Source organism: Aeromonas sp. S15(2024) (assembly GCF_041402265.1).
Taxonomy (GTDB): Bacteria; Pseudomonadota; Gammaproteobacteria; order Enterobacterales; family Aeromonadaceae; genus Aeromonas; species Aeromonas dhakensis.
The window spans coordinates 700,292-719,076 of the sequence record NZ_JBGLQY010000001.1 but is presented as its reverse complement, the minus strand read 5'-3'; the positions used below and the strand labels follow the sequence as shown (position 1 = coordinate 719,076).

The 18,785-nt window shown below is 60.3% G+C and carries 16 protein-coding genes and 1 riboswitch; of the genes, 7 read left to right on the top strand and 9 right to left on the bottom strand.

All coding sequences use genetic code 11. From position 1 onward, the window contains the following. Positions 1–8: 8 nt before the first annotated feature. Complete coding sequence (napF, locus tag ACB033_RS03360) at positions 9–518, bottom strand: ferredoxin-type protein NapF (protein ID WP_017781797.1); 510 nt, start codon at positions 516–518, stop codon at positions 9–11. Positions 519–766: 248 nt separating this feature from the next. Beyond that, a complete protein-coding gene (moaA, locus tag ACB033_RS03355) occupies positions 767–1,762 on the bottom strand; it encodes a GTP 3',8-cyclase MoaA (protein WP_124250265.1) in 996 nt (331 codons plus the stop codon). Continuing rightward, positions 1,750–1,889, bottom strand: a riboswitch (molybdenum cofactor riboswitch). Its footprint overlaps the gene before it by 13 nt. Before the next feature lie 79 nt (positions 1,890–1,968). On the opposite strand from moaA, the gene narQ reads away from it, so the two are divergent. The 3 genes from narQ (at position 1,969) to ACB033_RS03340 (ending at position 4,999) form a co-directional block, all read left to right on the top strand. After that, the gene (gene narQ, locus ACB033_RS03350; RefSeq protein ID WP_024942815.1) at positions 1,969–3,681 is read left to right on the top strand and encodes a nitrate/nitrite two-component system sensor histidine kinase NarQ; all 1,713 of its coding nucleotides are present in this window, start codon (positions 1,969–1,971) and stop codon (positions 3,679–3,681) included. Then, positions 3,681–4,319, top strand: coding sequence for a two-component system response regulator NarL (narL, locus tag ACB033_RS03345; protein WP_371140330.1), 639 nt, complete (start codon positions 3,681–3,683; stop codon positions 4,317–4,319). Before narQ ends, narL begins: the two co-directional genes overlap by 1 nt. A gap of 104 nt (positions 4,320–4,423) precedes the next feature. After that, positions 4,424–4,999: an LON peptidase substrate-binding domain-containing protein gene (locus tag ACB033_RS03340; RefSeq protein ID WP_005299312.1), complete on the top strand. Its 576-nt coding sequence runs from the start codon at positions 4,424–4,426 to the stop codon at positions 4,997–4,999. Between the two features lie 230 nt (positions 5,000–5,229). On the opposite strand, the gene ACB033_RS03335 is transcribed toward ACB033_RS03340, so the two are convergent. After that, the gene (locus ACB033_RS03335) at positions 5,230–7,326 is read right to left on the bottom strand and encodes an ATP-binding protein (RefSeq protein WP_017779252.1); all 2,097 of its coding nucleotides are present in this window, start codon (positions 7,324–7,326) and stop codon (positions 5,230–5,232) included. A gap of 18 nt (positions 7,327–7,344) precedes the next feature. Then, positions 7,345–8,529 (bottom strand): FIST signal transduction protein, encoded by a 1,185-nt coding sequence (locus tag ACB033_RS03330; RefSeq protein WP_017786584.1) that lies wholly within the window; start codon positions 8,527–8,529, stop codon positions 7,345–7,347. Positions 8,530–8,641: 112 nt separating this feature from the next. Here ACB033_RS03330 and yvcK point away from each other — a divergent pair, with 112 nt between their 5' ends. Continuing rightward, positions 8,642–9,553 carry a uridine diphosphate-N-acetylglucosamine-binding protein YvcK gene (yvcK, locus tag ACB033_RS03325; RefSeq protein WP_005299302.1) on the top strand — a complete coding sequence of 304 codons (912 nt, stop codon included), beginning with the start codon at positions 8,642–8,644 and terminating at the stop codon, positions 9,551–9,553. 51 nt (positions 9,554–9,604) lie between these two features. On the opposite strand, the gene ACB033_RS03320 is transcribed toward yvcK, so the two are convergent. The 3 genes from ACB033_RS03320 to lpcA form a co-directional block, all read right to left on the bottom strand. Then, positions 9,605–9,940: an Hpt domain-containing protein gene (locus ACB033_RS03320; protein WP_005299299.1), complete on the bottom strand. Its 336-nt coding sequence runs from the start codon at positions 9,938–9,940 to the stop codon at positions 9,605–9,607. A 319-nt stretch (positions 9,941–10,259) separates the two neighbouring features. Further along, positions 10,260–11,039: a class II glutamine amidotransferase gene (locus ACB033_RS03315; RefSeq protein ID WP_005299296.1), complete on the bottom strand. Its 780-nt coding sequence runs from the start codon at positions 11,037–11,039 to the stop codon at positions 10,260–10,262. Between the two features lie 153 nt (positions 11,040–11,192). Then, positions 11,193–11,771: a D-sedoheptulose 7-phosphate isomerase gene (lpcA, locus tag ACB033_RS03310; protein WP_005299294.1), complete on the bottom strand. Its 579-nt coding sequence runs from the start codon at positions 11,769–11,771 to the stop codon at positions 11,193–11,195. Positions 11,772–12,016: 245 nt separating this feature from the next. On the opposite strand from lpcA, the gene fadE reads away from it, so the two are divergent. Together fadE and ACB033_RS03300 are read left to right on the top strand one after the other, a co-directional pair. After that, entirely contained in the window at positions 12,017–14,473 is a 2,457-nt protein-coding gene (gene fadE, locus ACB033_RS03305; protein ID WP_139725981.1) for an acyl-CoA dehydrogenase FadE, read from the top strand. Between the two features lie 165 nt (positions 14,474–14,638). Continuing rightward, positions 14,639–16,156 (top strand): HD domain-containing phosphohydrolase, encoded by a 1,518-nt coding sequence (locus tag ACB033_RS03300; protein WP_005299285.1) that lies wholly within the window; start codon positions 14,639–14,641, stop codon positions 16,154–16,156. 84 nt (positions 16,157–16,240) lie between these two features. Here ACB033_RS03300 and ACB033_RS03295 read toward each other — a convergent pair whose 3' ends face one another. Further along, complete coding sequence (locus ACB033_RS03295; RefSeq protein WP_043169966.1) at positions 16,241–17,512, bottom strand: TIGR03503 family protein; 1,272 nt, start codon at positions 17,510–17,512, stop codon at positions 16,241–16,243. Next, complete coding sequence (gene dnaQ / locus ACB033_RS03290; protein ID WP_005299278.1) at positions 17,509–18,243, bottom strand: DNA polymerase III subunit epsilon; 735 nt, start codon at positions 18,241–18,243, stop codon at positions 17,509–17,511. The genes ACB033_RS03295 and dnaQ overlap by 4 nt, the downstream gene beginning before the upstream one ends. Before the next feature lie 52 nt (positions 18,244–18,295). On the opposite strand from dnaQ, the gene rnhA reads away from it, so the two are divergent. Beyond that, complete coding sequence (gene rnhA, locus ACB033_RS03285; protein WP_124250269.1) at positions 18,296–18,760, top strand: ribonuclease HI; 465 nt, start codon at positions 18,296–18,298, stop codon at positions 18,758–18,760. Positions 18,761–18,785 lie beyond the last annotated feature (25 nt).

Genomic DNA, 18,785 nt, shown 5'->3' with positions numbered 1-18,785 from the left:
ATCCTGCTTCATCTGGACTCCTCGCTGACGGGGGTACCCACCCGGATGCTGCCGACCGGACAATCCTTCACACAGGCACCGCAACCGGTGCAGGCTGCGGCCTCGATGCTGGGGGTAGGCACCCGGCCCAGCACGGGGGAGAAATGGATTGCCCTGGGCTCGCAGCTGTCCTGGCAGCGCTGGCAGAACACCTGACCCTGAGCCAGACAGCTGGCTTCAATATGGGCGATGTATTGCCAGGGCGCCTCCGTGGTCGGACGAAATATCGGCACTTTGCAAGCGGCGACACACTCTCCGCAGAAGGTGCACTCACCGCGCAGAAAATCCACGGTCGGGAAACCGCCATCGCCCTTGACCAGGATCTGCTCCGGGCAGGCCGTGAGACAGTCACCGCAGCGGGTGCAGTCGGCGGCAAAATCGGACCAGGCGACGGACCAGGGCAGTTGCACCCGAGGTTCATTCGATGTCAGACGACCCCGAAACAGACTGCGACGCGACAGGTTGACCCCATCCGGCATAACGGCTCCTTGTTGCAGGTGATGGCGCACGAGTGAGTCCTATGACAGGTATTTTCAATACCTATTATAAGAGTGGGTGTATATTGCGGCCCTGACAAGTTCAGGGATATACCACCAGGGAGATAAACAGGGGGGATTCTTGCGCTGGATCAAACCCTTGGCGCAGGAAAGAACAACGGGGGCAAAACAAAATACCCCCATTTGAGGATTGCTTATTAATCGATGGCTATTTTTTCGAGCGAGGCCGCTCAGCCACCGATGGAGGCCAGATGCGGGGTCATGCCGGCATTGCCTTCGTGCAGCCTGTGAGTCGCCGCCTTGCCGGCAAGGGCGCTGCGGATCCGCTGCTGCAATTCATCCTGCTGGCTGTCATCCGTCAACAGATCACGCAGTTCCACCCCGTGGTCGCCGAACAGGCAGAGGTGCAGCTTGCCGAGGGAAGAGACCCGCAGCCGGTTGCAACCGGCACAGAAATCCTTGCTGTAGGGCATGATGAGCCCGACCCCACCCATCGACTCCGGATGCATGAATACCTGGGCGGGGCCATCGTCGTCGCCACGCAGCTGCTGCAACCAACCGGCATCGAGCAGACGCTGTTTGATGAGCGCCCCGCTGGCGTGGTGATCGCGAAACAGGGTATCCATCTCGCCGGTCTGCATCAGCTCGATGAAACGCAGCTCGATGGGTTGGTGCCGGATCCAGGCCAGGAAGGCATCCAGCTGGTGGTCGTTGAGCCCCTTGAGCAACACGGCGTTGATCTTGACCGACTTGAAGCCGGCGGCCAGCGCAGCTTCGATCCCCTCCATCACCTCCGCCAGCTTGTTCTCGCCGGTGATCTGGTGAAACTGACGCGGATCCAGGCTGTCGACGCTGACGTTGAGGGCGGTCAGGCCCGCATCGAACCACTCCTTGGCCCGCTCTTTCAAACGATACCCATTGGTGGTCATGGCCACCTTCTCGATGCCGGGGGTATTGGCCACCGTCTCTATGATGGCGGTGAAGTCCCGGCGCAGGGAGGGTTCCCCGCCGGTCAGACGCACCTTGCGAGTGCCCATGGCGGCAAAGCCACCGACGACGCGACGGATCTCTTCGAGAGAGAGAAAGGGCTGGCGCCCCGCCTTGCCACCGGCCGGTGGCCGATAGCCATCCGGCAAACAGTAGGTACAGCGAAAATTGCACACGTCGGTGACCGACAGGCGCAAATAGTAAAAACGACGGGAAAAACCATCTTGCAGTGGCGACATAAACACCTTTCCAAATACGGGAGGCCAGGGCATTTCTTTCCTGACCCTTACAGCTCGAACATCGGCTGACGGCGGTATCCCCCTATCATGAGGACTTAGGCAAAACCGCTCGGAGTTCATCTAGTTTTTCGATGCTAGCACAAGTTGGAGTACACTCCCATGCTACTTTGTGGGGTTATTGTCTGCAGTGAAGGAAGAGAGCCGGCATGGGAAAGTGGTTCAAAGTACATTCGGTCAGCAGCGCCATCGGACGCTCCATGGTGCTCATCCTGTTCATGGCGAGCCTGATCGCCGTGGTGGCCATGGTGACCCTGTTCTATTCGGTACCCGACGCCAAAGCGATCAACCTCTCCGGCTCCCTGCGGATGCAGGCCTACCGGATGGCCTACGAGATTGAACAGGGCCAGCAGGTGCTGAGCCGGCTCGATCAGTTCGAACAGACCCTGCACGCCGCCGAGCTGCAGGAGACCCAGCGCTGGATCACCCCCGCCTCCCTGCGTCGCACCTATGGCGAGGTGCTGCAGCAGTGGCAGGTGATGCGCGAACACATCGAGAATGCCACCCCACGGCGCTACACCGACAACACAGAGCAGTTCGTCGCCGCCATCGATGATTTCGTCAACCAGATGCAGTATCACGTGGAGTTCAAGGTGCGCATGCTGGCGCTGGCCGAGGGGCTGGGGCTGCTTTCCATCATCACCATCGCCTGGTTCACGGTGCGCTTTACCCGCCAGCAGGTGGTGGCACCGCTCAACCAGCTGGTCTATTGCGCCCGCCAGATCCAGCGCCAGGAGTTCGATCTGACCCTGCCCCCCCGCTGCGAAAACGAACTGGGGGAGCTGTCAGGGGCCTTCGTCACCATGGCCGATGAGCTCGGCAAGCTCTACCGGGAGCTGGAGAGCAAGGTGGAAGAGAAGACTGCCAAGCTGCAACAGGCCAACGACACCCTCTCCTTCCTCTACAGCACAGCCCAGAAGCTGCACGCAGCGCCGCTGAGCCGGCGCACCCTGCTCAAGCTGCTGGAGCGGGCGGCGGCCCACCAGCACATCGACTACATCCGGCTGACCCGTTTCGAGCACAACGCCATGCCGGACTACATCACCGGCCGCAAGGGTTGGCCCGGCGATCTGGAGGCGGTGGTCAGCTTCTATCTGCAGATGGACGAGCAGGAGTATGGCCGGCTCGACGTCATCAGCAGCCACCCCATCGACGAGCGGCTGATGAAGAACTTCTCCATGCTGCTGGCCCAGGTGCTGCACAAGGATCAGACCCTGCTGCAACACCAGCGCCTGCTGCTGATGGAAGAGCGAGCCGTCATCGCCCGCGAGCTGCACGACTCTCTGGCCCAGGCACTCTCCTATCTCAAGATCCAGGCTACCCTGCTCAAGCGCTCGTTTGCCAAGGGGGATACCGCCAAGGCCGAAGCCGCCATGCAGCAGATCGATGAGGGGCTTGGCAGCGCCTACACCCAGCTGCGCGAGCTGCTCGGCACCTTCCGCCTCAGCATTGGTGACGCCAATCTCGGCGAAGCCATCAAGGTGATGCTGGAGCAACTCAAGCCGCAGACCCAGGCCGATATCAGGCTCCATTACGGTCTGGCCGATACCGACCTCGAAGCGGGTCAGCACATTCACATTTTGCAGCTGATCCGTGAGGCAGTCCTCAATGCCATCAAACATGCCAGCGCACAAGTGATTGATGTTAGCTGTGAGACCCTCGCCGATGGTAACATCCAGGTTCAGATTTCAGATGATGGTGTCGGAATAGGGATCGCAAGCTCGGCGGTCAACCACTACGGCCTGAGCATCATGAACGAGCGTGCCAACAAGCTGCATGGCCTGCTGACCATCAGCGAAAGGCCGCCCAGAGGCACCTGCGTACATCTGACCTTTCCCACCAGCCTAACAAGAGACGCCTGATGGACGAGATGAAATATAGTGTTCTGGTCGTGGATGACCATCCCCTCATGCGCAAAGGGATTGTGCAACTGCTGGCACTGGAAGAGAACATCGAGGTCGTCGGTGAAGCTTCCAATGGTACCGACGCCGTCGCCATGGCCAAGGAGTCCGAACCGGACCTGATCCTGCTCGACCTCAACATGAAAGGTCTCTCGGGCCTGGACACCCTCAGGGCGCTGCGCGCCGAGGAGGTGACCTCCCGGGTGGTGATCCTGACCGTCTCCGATGCCCGTCAGGATGTGGTGGCCCTGCTCAAGGCCGGTGCCGATGGCTACCTGCTCAAGGACACCGAACCCGATATGCTGCTGGCCCAGCTGGCAGACGTGATGACCGGCAAGCAGATCCTGAGCGAACCGCTGCGCCCCTACCTCGAGAACATCTACGAGCTGGATCACCTGCAGCAGAAGCTGGAGAGCTTAACGCGTCGCGAAATGCAAATCCTGCGTGAAATTGCAAAGGGCCTCTCCAACAAACAGGTCGCCTCCGTGCTCCATATTTCCGAAGGCACGGTCAAGGTTCACGTTAAGAGCCTGCTCAAGAAACTCGAGGCGCAAAGCCGTGTGGAAGCAGCTGTCATGTACCTGGAGCAGCGTAACTAAGCCCCCTTTTTACCTAGCCAAAGCCACCGTCCGGTGGCTTTTTTCATCCTCTGGCACAGTCGCTGCATTGTCCTGTTCAGTAACAACTGAATGGAGGATGGAACATGAAACTTCAACCTTTGGCACTGTTCCCCTTGCCTTCCCACATCCTGCCTGGTGGCAAGCTTCCTCTGCGTTTGTTTGAGCCGCGCCACCTGCAGATGCTCAAAGAGTCATTCATCAATGACCAGGGGTTTGGCATCGTGATGGAAGAGGCAACCACCTCGGGCAAGTCGGGTCGGATCCTGCCGGTCGGCACCCGGGTCAAAGTCACCGACTTTTACACCCTGAATGACGGCCTGCTCGGTGTCACCGTGCTCGGCATGGAACGGTTCTGCATCCACGAGATGGAGACTGACGAGCTGGGTCTGCGCCGGGCAAAGGTCGAGGCCCTGCCCAACTGGCCGAGCACCCACTCCAATTTCAGCGACAAGCCGCTGGTCACCCGGTTGCAGGAAGTCTTCGAACAATATCCGGAGCTCGACGAGCTCTATCCGGACAAGCGGTTTGACGATGCAGCCTGGCTCTGCCAACGCTGGCTCGAGATCCTGCCGATGCCGATCTATGAGAAGCAGATGTTGATTGCCAAACAAAATAGCGAAGCGGCTCGTCAATTCTTGCGCCGACTGATCGCACAGTGAGTCAATTCGGGCTTTGCAAAATGCAAATATTCCGATAATGAAAATGTCAATTTCGCATTTTGCAAATTGTAGGACGCAATAAAAACCGATAATCGCGCTGCAAGCCCTGTAAAACCGGTTCTGAAAAGTTGGCACGACTTTTTCATATAGAATCGTACAACCCGATTTATCCCGTGCTCTCTTCAGTATTTGCTGAAGAATTGGTCAACCACCCAGGTTGACCATTTTTTTTAGCTGCGATTCGCTGATGCGGGATGAAAATGGCGTTGCAGGCACTCTCGCAGCCGCATCAGACTGATGGGCTTGGCCAGAAAATCATCCATGCCCTGCGCCAGGCAACGGGCCCTGTCTTCCGCCATGGCGTTGGCCGTCAACGCCACTATGGGCATGCGGTAACCCAGCTCCCGCAAGCGGCGGGTCGCCTCCAGTCCATCCATCTGCGGCATTCGCATGTCCATCAGAATGAGATCAGGCTGTTGCTGCGCGACCTGCGCCAGCGCCTCCAGTCCGTTGGCGGCCACCCTGACACGGCTCACCAGCTTCTGCAGCATGAGCGAGACCACCAGCTGATTGACCGGGCTGTCCTCCACCACCAGCACATCCAGAGCCTGAATGGGCTGCTGATCCGGCTCGGGTCGGCTGCTGCACTCGCATGGCAGCGCCATGCCCGGCAAATCGAACCAGAAACAGCTGCCCTCGCCGGGGGCACTGCGCAGATGGATGCTGCCCCCCATCAATTCCACCAGTCGCTTGCTGATGGCCAACCCCAGTCCGGTACCGGAGAAGCGGCGGGTGGCCGAGCTGTCCACCTGGGAGAAGGGCTCAAACAGCAGCGCCTGATCCTCGGCCGAGATGCCGATCCCGGTGTCGGTCACCGTCACCCGCAACTGCTGATCATGCCACTCCAGCTGCAACAACACCCGACCCGTGCTGGTGAATTTCACCGCGTTGCCAAGCAGGTTGCTGATCACCTGGGAGAGGCGCACCGGATCCCCTTGCAACTGGGCCGGCACGGCCTCATCGACCTGCCAGCGCAGATCGATGCCCTTGGCGACAGCCCGCGCCAGCAGTGGCTCGATGAGGGACTGGCAGAGCTGGGCCGGCTGCAGCGTCTCGCAGTGAAACTCCAGGGTGTGAGACTCAATCTTCGAAAAATCGAGTACGTCGTCGATGATGGTCTGCAGCAGGCGCGCCGCATGGGTAGCATGGCCAAGCAGCGTCTGCTGCTGGGGTTCGAGCTGGGCGTGTTGCAGCAGATCAAGCATGCCCAGCACAGCGTTCATGGGGGAGCGGATCTCATGGGTCATCATGGCCAGAAACTGCGACTTGGCGCGGTTGGCCGCCTCCGCTTCGTCCCGCGCCCTGGCCAGCTCCTGCTCACGGCGGATCTGGTTGCCCACATCCCGCGCCGTGCCCCGATAGCCGATGAAAACACCGGCCCCGTCGAAACAGGGTTCGGCGTTGATCTCCATCCAGCGCGGCCCCCGCGCCAGGCTGACCTGCACCCGCACCGCCCGTACCGGCAGGTGCAGGCCGATGAGCCGGCGGTACTTGCCCCATTCGGGATCCCGCCTGTCATAGGCGTAGTCGTAGAGACTCTGGCCTGTCTGATGCACCAGCATCTCTTCCTGCTGGCCAGGGGCCGAGACGTAGCTCAGCCTGTGCTCGGTATCCGTCTCCCAGAACCAGTCGGAAGCCATGCCGGCAAAGCTGCGAAAACGCTGCTCACCCGCCTGCAACGCCAGGGTCTTGAGCTCAACCTGCTCCTGCAAGCGGGCCCGATAAGCGATGTTGACCAGTGCCTGGGAGATGAGCGGCCGGCAGCGCTGCATGGCTGCCTTGCTCTTGAGATCGAAGGTGCCCATCAGGGAGTGGCGGCAGATGAGCACGCCGGAGAAACCGGGGGCCCGCAGCCCCGTCATCATGACGCTGGCCCAGCCCGTCACATCGGCCAGCGGCGCCAGCTCGGGCAACTGGGTCGGGTCATAGATGACCAGAGTCTCCCCCTCGATGGCCCGGGAGAAGATAGGTGTCAGCAGCCAGGGGCGGCCCACCTCCCCCTCCTGGGTGCTGAGGTGGGTCAGCCCCCCCTCGCCCTCCCAGGCCACCACATCCGCGTGTTCGAAGCCGATGAAGGGTTTCAGCACCTGGATGAGGCTGTCCAGCACCTGCTCCAGCGTCTGGGCATCGGCCAGGGTGGCTACCCCGCACAGCAGGGTTTGCGACTCCTGCCGGTATTTGGCCTCGCGCTCCCGACAGCGCACCAGCTCCACCAGGGTGGTCTGCAGCTTGTCGCCAAGGGCTTCCAGTTCCGTATTACCAATCATCTTGTTTCCAGCGCAGTGTCAGCTGTCGAGAAAGATCACGCTCGATATCATCAGGTTGCCGTGTGCCAGCTCACCGTGTGGCAGACGTCCCTGCTCACCGAAGGTGAACGGGGTGATGAAGGGGATGTCCCCCAGCCGGGTATGAAATTGATCGACAAATTGGCATAAGCTATCACCAAGAGCCAAGCGGCAACCAGCACAAAAGATCACGAGGGCACCAAACGGCTGCATCTCGGTGGCCATGCCGTACTCTGGCTCGATGCGGGTCGCATTCAGACAGCGTTGCAACAGGCCCTCCTGGCTGCTGTACATCAGCAGCAACCGCTCCCCGACCTGAGTATCGGTAAAGAGGCGCAATCCGCCACCTTCTGTCACGGCTTCGGGGTGGGAGAGCTTGTAATAGGGCATGTCATCCAGGGTGCCAACCTGCCTGGCCAGCGGAGACAAGGTGGTTTCTCGCAGGATGGGCCCCACAGGCCAGGGCGTCGTGCGTCCAGTCCAGCGGGCATAGACGGTGGCGGCCGGTTCATCATCGATGGTGAGGATCTCACGTCCTGCCAACGCCGTGATGATGCCGCGCTGTTCGGTGGGGACATAGCCGGAGTGGAACTGGAACGCCAGCTGGCAATCGGGATAGAGCACCGCCAGCACCACCCCCTCGCGAGTACTGCCCTCGTCCCAGCACAACTGCCACTCCCCGCTCACGCTGTTGTCGGCGGCGGAGCCGCCGACCACCGGCACCGTTGTGCCCAGTTCGGCTTCGATGCTCTCCAGCATCGCCTCCTCCTGGCCCGGGCTTGCATGCAACAAGATGAGTTGCGGCAACTCGCCGGGGCGACCCCCGTCAGCAATGGCGCTGCGCAGCAACTGGCGCACATCGACGGCAGCCCCCGCCTGACCCGCCACACCGTAGGCGCCCTTGTCATCGTAGATGGCCGCAACCGCCACCCCCCGCCCCTGGCGGGCATGGTGGCCGGTCTGGGTCATGACCCCGCCGCAGGAGCTGCAACCGATCAGCCGGGACGACGGGAACTGCTGTTTGAAGTGATGACGCAGTTCCTCGGCATCATGAGCCTGAGTAAAATAGACCAACAACAGCGAAGGGGAATCGGGTGATTGAGCGAGCAGCCGCTCACTGATCTGTCGGGCAGCCAGCAGGGAGGTCTCTTCAAGAGAGTGAGCCGTCAGAAAGTTCAACACCATCTCCTAGTTGTGCATGATGCTGGGGGTAAGCAAAAATCATACCTTAATCAAACAATTATCCCGTTTCATCGACTAGAATGCTCTCAATCGAGACCAACCACAGGACAGCCGCATGTGGCAGAAGAACATCAATGATTTTGACCGGGTTGTCGCCATCGGTGGCGGCCATGGCATGGGCCGCGTTCTCTCGTCCCTCTCGTTCCTGGGATCGCGCCTGACCGGCATCGTCACCACCACGGATGATGGCGGCTCCACCGGACGATTGCGCAAGAGCCAGGAGTGTATCGCCTGGGGTGATCTGCGCAACTGTTTGAATCAACTAGTCACCGATCCCAGCATCGGCAGCCTGCTGTTCGAGTATCGCTTCGCCGGTCGTGGTGAACTGGCCGGCCACAACCTCGGCAACCTGATGCTGCTGGCACTCGACAACCTCTGCGTGCGCCCTCTTGATGCTATCAAGCTCATCAGCGACATGCTGAAAATAGAGTCACAATTGTTACCCATGTCTGAATTTCCCACCGACCTGTGTGCCCACACCGTCTGTGGCAACCAGATCCTGGGGGAAGTCTCCATCGATCAGCTCGATACCCCGCCGCTCTCACTCAGCCTGAGCCCCGAGGTTCCGGCCACCCGCGAGGCGGTACAGGCGCTGGAGCAGGCCGACATGATCATTCTGGGGCCCGGCAGTTTTCTCACCTCCATCATGCCCCCGCTGCTGCTGGCGGAAGTGGCGCAGGCCATCAACGAGAGCAACGCCATGCTGGTGTTCATCTGCAATCTGGTGGCGGAGAATGGCCCGGCTGGCCAGCTCAGCCTGCTCGATCAGTGGCGCTGGCTGGAATCACGGGTCGGTACGGGACGGCTCGATGCCATCCTGGCTCCTGCAGGAGAGTACCAACCTGAACTGGCTGGCAGGTTGATCCAGGCCGATCTGGGTGAAGCCGCGCTGCCCCATCGCCATGATCGCCTGAAACTGAAACTGGCCCTGGACAGGGTGATCCAGCAACTGGTCAATCAACGCTAGCGGGCAGGTGGAGTCCGGCAAGTCCGGCGCCCATGCGCCGACTGCCCGGGCTCAATGGTAGTTGGCAAGGTGGGAGAGCACCTGAGGCAGGGACTGTTCCAGCTCGTTGAGCAGACGGGCGACCTCGGCCCCATCCGCTTGCTTGCAGGCGAGCTCCAGCGCCATCACCTGCTGATAGCTGACTTGAGCACCGTAACTGCCGCAAGAAGACTTCATGCTGTGGGCAAGCCGGGCCAGGGCCGTCCAGTCCTGCCGCTCATAGAGCGGACGCAGCTGGGTAAGCTGCTCACCCACCTCCTCGATAAACACCGAGATCACCACCGGCATCATCTCCTGGCCGATATCTTCCGCCAATTGTCGCAATACCTTCTGATCCAGCCACTCCATTTCATCATCCTCCCGTGGTATTCAAACAGACCATACTATAGATGCCCGGCATGGTACCGTCACGTCTGCTTCCCTGCCAACAATTAGACCCGCACGGGGCATAGGATGAAAAACGTGATCGAGCTCGCCTAACCAGACAATAGATGGCCGGATTGCAACATAATGGCTGTCAATAAATTAACAATTAAATAACAATGACAGCCGTGAGAATGATGCGACTCAGCAACACCTCTCTCATCCCTTTTGCCTGTATGGCTGCTGCGAAGAACCAGGGTAGGATTCTACCCTGGTATTTTTTTACATTGAGATCAGGGTGTTATCACTTCTGATCGGCAGACACCCGCTCACCCAGCCGAAACAGGTTGAACTCGCCAGGCGCCATCCTGACCCAGTCTTCATTGCCGGTCAGCGGCCGCGTGGCAATCAGGGTCACCACATCGTTCGGGGTCGTCTCGCTCTGAAAATCGATGGCGACATCCTCATCCAGCAGACGTGCCTCCCCGAATGGAGCTCGCCGGGTCAACCAGTAGAGGTTGTTGCTGCAATAGGTCATCACGAACTCCCCATCCGACAGCAGCATGTTGAATACCCCGAGGCTGCGCAGCTCGTCGCACAGGGTCGCCAGATAGCGGAACATGGCGGGGAAATTGGCAGGGCGCCTGGGGTATTTCTGCTCCAGCCGCTCGAGCAACCAGCAGAAAGCGTGCTCGCTATCGGTATCCCCCACCGGCCTGTGTCGCCCGGTGGCCAGCTTCTTGTAGCCGGTCAACTGACCGTTGTGGGCAAAGGTCCAGTAACGGCCCCACAGTTCGCGGGTAAAGGGGTGGGTATTTTCCAGCGACACACAGCCACGGTTGGCCTGGCGGATATGGCTGACCACTGCGCGGCTCTTGATGGGCAGCGCCTGCACCAGCCTGGCGATGGGGGACTGGGCACTGGGTTCGGGATCCTTGAAGGTTCGAAAGCCCTTCCCTTCATAGAAGGTAATGCCCCAGCCATCCTTGTGAGGTCCCGTCTTGCCGCCGCGCAGCATCAGGCCGGTGAAGCTGAAGCAGATATCGGTCGGCACATTGGCACTCATGCCGAGCAGTTCGCACATAGGCTGCGGGCTCCTTGCTTACTTGATCGTTGCTCGTTCAAGGGGTCGCCCGGCAGGGAATGCAGAGCCTTGCCGACCGACCTCTTGCACCGGATCACGCCGGCCGGAACATAAACCCGCAGGATTCAGCGGTTCCGGCGCGGGATCACATCCTTACTTGGCCATCTCTTTTTCGACCAGCTGGATCAGGATGTGGATCACCTTGATGTGCACTTCCTGAATGCGGTCGGCATAGCCGAAGTGCGGCACCCGGATCTCCACATCGGCCAGACCGGCCATCTTGCCGCCATCCTTGCCGGTCAGCGCGATCACCTTCATGCCCTTGGCACGCGCCGCCTCGATGGCCTTCAGGATATTGCCGGAGTTGCCGCTGGTGGAGATGCCGAGCAGCACGTCGCCACGACGGCCGACCGCTTCCACATAGCGAGAGAAGACGTAGTCGTAGCCAAAGTCGTTGGAAACGCAGGAGAGGTGGCTGGGATCGGAGATGGCGATGCCGGCATAGCCGGGACGGTTCTCGCGATAACGGCCAGTCAGCTCTTCGGCAAAATGCATGGCGTCACAGTGGGAGCCACCGTTGCCACAGGAGAGTACCTTGCCTTCCTGCTTGAAGGAGTCAGCGAGCAGCTTGGCGGCCGCCTCGATGTTCTTCAGATTTTGCTCATCTGCCAGGAACGCCTGGAGCACGCCGGCAGCTTCGGTCAATTCATTGCGGATCAGTTCTTGGTACATGATGTCTCTTCCAAAATATGGGCGGCGCCATTGTCGCACAAGCCAATCCCGGAGTCGCCCCCCGCCCGTCAAGATGGCGCCGGCACTACGTTATGCCGATCACAGAGCCAAGGTAACAAGCTTGTAAACAGCTTGATAAGTTTGTGCGTATGAATTACAACAGAGGCCATATCCAACAGGTCAGACCTCTGGATCAGTTAACCCCCAGTTCACCCAATTTCGGCAACTCATGCAAGGAGCGAAAAATGACGACGACCCTCACTCTGCTCGGAGTGATCCTGGTGATCGGCGCCATGGCTTATCGCCGGGCGTCTCTGTTCACCTCCACGCTTGCCACGGCGGCAGCCCTGATTGCCGGCACCCTCTATGGCCACGTTCCCCTGCTGGTCTGGGTGCTGTTTGCGGTGATCGCCATTCCCCTCAATCTGGTGGATTTTCGTCGCAATCAACTGACCAAGCCGCTGTTCAAACTCTACAAGTCCATCATGCCGGAGATGTCCCGCACCGAGAAAGAGGCCATTGAGGCGGGCACTACCTGGTGGGAAGCCGACCTGTTTGCCGGCAACCCGGACTGGAAAAAGCTGCACGCCATCCCGGTCAGCACCCTCTCTGCCGAAGAGCAGGCCTTCCTGGACGGCCCGGTGGAAGAGGTGTGCCGCATGGTCAACGACTGGGAGGTGACCCACGAGCGGGCCGACCTCTCCCCCGAGGTGTGGCAATACCTGAAGGACAACAAGTTCTTCGCCATGATCATCAAGAAGAAATACGGTGGCCTGGAGTTCTCCGCCTACGCCCAGTCCTGCGTGCTGCAAAAGCTGTGCGGCGCCAGCGCCGTGCTCGCTTCCACCGTCGGCGTGCCCAACTCGCTGGGCCCGGGCGAGCTGCTGCAACACTATGGCACCGATGAGCAGAAGGATTACTACCTGCCACGTCTGGCGGTCGGCAAGGAGATCCCCTGCTTCGCCCTCACCAGCCCGGAAGCGGGCTCTGACGCAGGCTCCATCCCCGACTTCGGTATCGTCTGCAAGGGCGAGTGGGAAGGAAAAGAAGTACTCGGCATGCGCCTGACCTGGAACAAGCGCTACATCACGCTTGCCCCCATCGCCACCGTACTGGGCCTCGCCTTCAAGTTGCGTGACCCCGAGCACCTGCTGGGTGACGAGGAAGAGCTCGGCATCACCTGCGCCCTCATTCCGACCCACATCAAGGGTGTCGAGATCGGCCGTCGCCACTTCCCGCTCAACGTACCGTTCCAGAACGGCCCGACCCGCGGCAAGGACGTGTTCGTCCCGCTCGATTTCATCATCGGCGGCCCGGCCATGGCCGGTCAGGGCTGGCGCATGCTGGTCGAATGCCTGTCGGTCGGACGCGGCATTACCCTGCCCTCCAACAGCACAGGCGGCGTCAAGATGCTGGCCCTGGCGAGCGGCGCCTACAGCCGCATCCGCCGTCAGTTCAAGCTGCCCATCGGCAAGATGGAAGGCATTGAAGAGCCGCTGGCCCGCATCGGCGGCAACGCCTACATCATGGGCGCCGCCGCCAAACTGACCGTGACCGGTATCGATTTGGGCGAGAAACCCTCGGTCATCTCCGCCATCGTCAAGTACCACCTCACCGATCGTGCCCAGAAGTGCATCATCGATGCCATGGACATCCACGGCGGCAAGGCCATCTGCATGGGGCCCAACAACTACCTGGCCCGTGGCTATCAGGGCGCGCCCATCGCCGTCACGGTGGAAGGGGCCAATATCCTGACCCGCAGCATGATCATCTACGGTCAGGGCGCCATCCGCTGCCACCCCTACGTGCTGCCCGAAATGCTGGCGGCCAGCCACCCGGATCAGGAGCAGGCCCTCAAGGACTTCGACAAGGCGGTGTTCAGCCACGTCGGCTTTGCCATCAGCAACCTGGTGCGCAGCTTCTGGCTGGGTCTGACCGGTGCCCGCTTCGCCGCCGCGCCGTTCAAGGATCAGACCAAGGGCTACTACCAGCAGCTCTCCCGCCTCTCCGCCAACCTGGCGTTCTTGTCAGACATGGCGATGGGCACTCTGGGCGGCGAGCTCAAACGCAAGGAGCGGGTCTCCGCCCGCCTTGGCGACGTGCTGAGTCAGCTCTATCTGGCCTCCAGCGCCCTCAAGCGCTATCAGGACGAGGGTCGTCAGCACGCCGATCTACCGCTGCTGCACTGGGCGCTGCAAGATGCCCTGTTCAAGGCACAGGAGGCGATCGACGAGCTGCTGCGCAACTTCCCGAACCGCTGGATCGGGTTGGCCCTGCGCGTCATCGTGCTGCCACTGGGGCGCGACCTTAAACGTCCGAGCGACAAGCTGGACAACCAGGTGGCCCGCCTGCTGCAAACCCCGAGCGACACCCGCAGTCGACTGGCCCACGGGCAGTATCTCACCCGCGAAGAGGGCAACCCCTTCGGTCTGCTGGAGCAGGCTCTGGACGACGTGCTCTCTGCCGAGCCGCTGTTTGAGAAAGTATGCAAGGCTGACGGCATCAAGCGTCCGTTTATGCAACTGGACAAGGTAGCAGAAGCGGGCCTGACGCTCGGGGTGCTCAACCAGATCGAAGCGGACCTGTTGCGCCGCGCCGAAGAGAGCCGTCTGCGCACCATCAACGTCGATGATTTTGATCCCATCGAGCTGGTCGCCAACAAGGCCCTGTTCGAGCCATCGGCCTATCACAGAGCCGCCTGAACGCCTGATAGATAGTCAAACGCCTCCCAAGTGGAGGCGTTTTTTATGGGGCAGGATCAGGATGACGACAAAGAGATTTCACAGATCAAATTTTATTTCCCAATAAGTTTCCTATCCTTAGTGAAGCAGTTAATGTAAGCACAGGATCCCAAACAGGATTGCATGATGGATGACCAAATCCTGATTATTGACGATGACGATCTGCCCCTTCTCGACGACCAGCAGGCTGGATGGAAGGTGATGATTGTGGACGATGAGCCCGAAGTGCATCGCATCACCAAGATCACCCTGAGCAAGTTTGAATTCGATAATAGACCCATTGAATTTTTGCATGCTTATTCAGCCGCTCAGGCCAAGGAGCTGCTCGCCAAGACCCCGGACGTGGCCTTGTTGCTGCTGGACGTGGTCATGGAGGTCGATCACGCCGGTCTCGATGTGGTCAAATTCGTGCGCGAGGATCTGCAAAACAAGATGGTGCGCATCGTGCTGCGTACCGGTCAGCCGGGCCAGGCCCCGGAAGATGACGTGGTCAGCAACTACGACATCAACGACTACAAAGACAAGACCGAGCTCACTTCCCAGAAGCTGCGCACCCTGCTGCGAGCCAGCCTGCGCTCCTATCGCGACATCCGCACTCTCGAGAGCAACCGCCAGGGGCTGGAGAAGGTCATTGAGGCCTCCAAGGGGATCTTCGAGAAGCGGGCACTGCGGCAGTTTGTCGAAGGGGCCCAGGAGCAGCTCAGTGCCCTGCTCAATCTGGAAGATTCACATATCTATGATGTGAAGCAGTATGCCTACGAGGTACGGGATCAGATCCTGGAACCTCTGCTGCCGGGCCATCCGTCGCTGCGTCTGGCCGATGCTCCCGTCATCCTGCGTCAGGCCATGAACAATCGCGCCAACGTCTATGACGGCAACCAGATGGTGCTCTACTGCCAGAATCCACGCCATCATCTGCTGTTTCACATCGAGACCACTCGCCAGCTCAGCCAGATGGATACGGGCCTGCTCAGCCTGTTCACCGAAAACATCATAGTGGCGCTGGAGAACATCCGGCTCAATGAGGTCATCGCCGACAACCAGCGCGAGATCATCTACCGCATCGGCGAGCTGGTGGAAACCCGCTCCAAGGAGTCCGGCCTGCACGTCAAGCGGGTCGCCCTCTACACAGAGTTGTTCTGCCAGTTGCTGGGCATGAGTGAGGAACAGAGCGAGCTCATCAAGCGCGCCTCTCCGCTGCACGACATCGGCAAGGTGGGCATTCCGGATGCCATCCTGCACAAACCGGGCAAGTTGACCCCGGAGGAGTGGGAGATCATGAAGACCCACGCCCAGCTGGGGCAGGACATGCTCTCCGGCAGCGATCTGGCGCTGTTCCAGATTGGTGCCACCATCGCCGGCAACCACCACGAAAAGTGGAACGGCAGCGGTTATCCCCGTGGCCTCAAGGGCGATGCCATTCCGCTGGAAGGGCGGGTGGTGGCGCTGGCTGACGTGTTCGATGCACTCGGCTCGGATCGCTGCTACAAGAAGGCCTGGCCGCTGGACAAGGTTCTGGCGCTGATCCAGGAGGAGAAAGGCCAGCACTTCGACCCCCAGCTGGTGGAGCTGATGCTGGCCAACCTCGATAAATTCCTCGAGATCCGCGAACAGCACAAGGATATATACGTAGGGGAACATTGAGCTGGATGGGTTGTTCAACCACCCCAATAATCTGCCCATATAGAAAAAGCCGCCCTGACAGGCGGCTTTTTGCTGCTTGCACGCCTACTGTTCGGGCAGATTGAGATCCAGCTTGGCCTCCGGCTTGGCGGCGCTCTCGCTCTCGGCTTTTTGCGATGCCATGGCTTTTTTCAGCGCCCGCCGCTTTTGCAGCACGATGAAGCCCACGCCGCCGAGCAGAAGCAGCAATAATATGCCAGCGCCCCCTAGCAGCCAGACCAGCCAGCCGCCGCTCTCCTTTTCCTCGAACTTGACCTGGCTCGGAATTGCCGCCGAGGCTTCTGACGCGGCAGAGGCGGCCGATGGGGGCGTTGCCAGCACCGGGAAGATATTGAAGGATTTGACCGGCAGGCTCACCTGAATTTCGCGGCCCAAGCGGGTCGTGCCAAACAGGGTGGCCGTCACCTCATATTGGCCGACTTCCTTGATGGTGGAGAGATCCACCTCCACCTTGGGTTCGGTGGCCACCGCATTGAACGGCATGCTGGTCCCGACCGTGCTGGTCGCCTTGCCCTGGATCACCACGGAAGCGGGATCCAGTTCATCCACGTCGATCAGGAAGGAGAGCTTGGCCCCGAACTCCTGGGAGGGAGGCGCCAGGGAGTAACTGACAGGTAGCGGATAGATCAGCACATCCTGATAGCGGGCACGGGAGAAGACCTGATTGCCTGTGCTGTACATGGCCCGGTATTTTCCGGCAGGCACATCCAGCACCGCCTCGGCGGTCATGATGCCGTCGCCTGGCACCTCGTCGAGCCCCTTGCCATCGTCACGATAGTGGCCGAGCACCTCATCGACCACAGGCTCCCCTTCCGGCTTGGCGTCATTGAAACGCTGCAGTCGCACCGTCATGCCGAGATCGGACAGGTAGTAGCCATCCTTGGGCGGCGCGTCGTCGATCAGCAGCCAGGATTTGAGCTTGACCTTCTCCCCCTGATAAAGCTGGGTCGGCAACAGATCGGTTTCCAGCTTGATGTTCGACAGCAGACGCACCCGGTTGTCGGGGTCCACCTCGCCAATGGCCTGCCAGGGGCCCGGCATGGGATTGCGGATGGTGATGAGATCCTGATCCTTGAGCGCCAGCCAGCCCACGTCGGGCGGCGTCACCTTGCTCACATAGAGCTTGCTGCCATCGGGTCGCACCAGGATCACCGACGGAGTGCCCGGCTTGCGCGTCACGATGAAGGTGATCTCCTTCACCCCGTAATCGATGCGAAAGCGATTATCGAGCAGGGGGATGTCGGAGGGGGCAAATACCTCGTTGGCCCCAGCCGTCAGCGAGGCCAGCAGCAGCAGGCCGCCCCATAGCTTGCTCATTGCCGCCACAGGCAGGCTCCTCCCTTCTTCTGCACCAGATCCAGCCGCGCCTCGTGTACCGCCTCAACCTCGGCACTGGCCCGGATCACCTTGAGCGGCGGACGGTTGCTCTCCAGCCGCCGGATACTGGTGTCCTGGTTGCTTTCATTCTCGTTGCTCTCGGTGGCCAGGTTCAGTTTGGTCTGGCCACCCGTCATCAACAGGTAGACGTCTGCCAGGATCTCCGCATCGAGCAAGGCCCCGTGCAAGGTACGGTGCGAGTTGTCGATACCGTAGCGATCGCACAGCACGTCCAGGTTGTTGCGCTTGCCCGGGAACAGGTCCCGCGCCATCGCCAAGGTATCCGTGATGCCGCAGATGTCGGCGGTCTTGAAGTTGAGGCCGAGCTTGCTGAACTCATAGTCCATGAAGCTCACGTCAAACGGCGCGTTGTGGGCAATCAGCTCGGCACCGCGGATAAACTCGATGAACTCGTCGGCAATCTGGCTGAACGACGGCTTGTCACGCAAAAACTCGTCGGTGATGCCGTGCACCTGGATGGCTTCCGGGTCCACCAGCCGGTCCGGCTTGATGTAGACGTGGAAGTGGTTCCCGGTCAGCTTGCGGTTGATCACCTCCACACAGCCGATCTCGATGATCCGGTGTCCCAGATAGACGGGGCCACCGGCCGTGTTCATACCAGTGGTTTCAGTATCCAGAATGATCTGGCGATTCAGTTGGGGTGTGCTCATGATCCAATCTATGTCAAACTTCGGCTTTACCCGCTAGTTTACCCCAAGCCTCATGTTAAAACAGATTGATTTGTATACGGATGGTTCCTGCCTCGGCAACCCGGGCCCGGGTGGTTATGGTGCCGTCATGGTCTATGGCAAGCATCGCAAGGAGATCGCCGCCGGCTTTCGCCTCACCACCAATAACCGGATGGAGCTGATGGCCGCCATCATGGGGCTGCGCACCCTGAACGTGCCCTGCCAGGTACGCCTCACCACCGACAGCCAGTATGTGCGCCAGGGGATCACCCAGTGGATCATCGGCTGGAAGAAGAAGGGATGGATGACCGCCAACCGTCAACCGGTCAAGAACGTCGATCTCTGGAAAGCGCTGGATGCGGAAGTCAGTCGCCACCAGATCGAGTGGCTCTGGGTCAAGGGGCACTCCGGACACCCGGAGAACGAGCGCTGCGATGAGCTGGCCCGCGAGGCCGCCAGCGGCAAACAGCTGGCCGAAGATACCGGCTATCAACCCTGACCTCCTTCCCCTCTGGCACATGAGC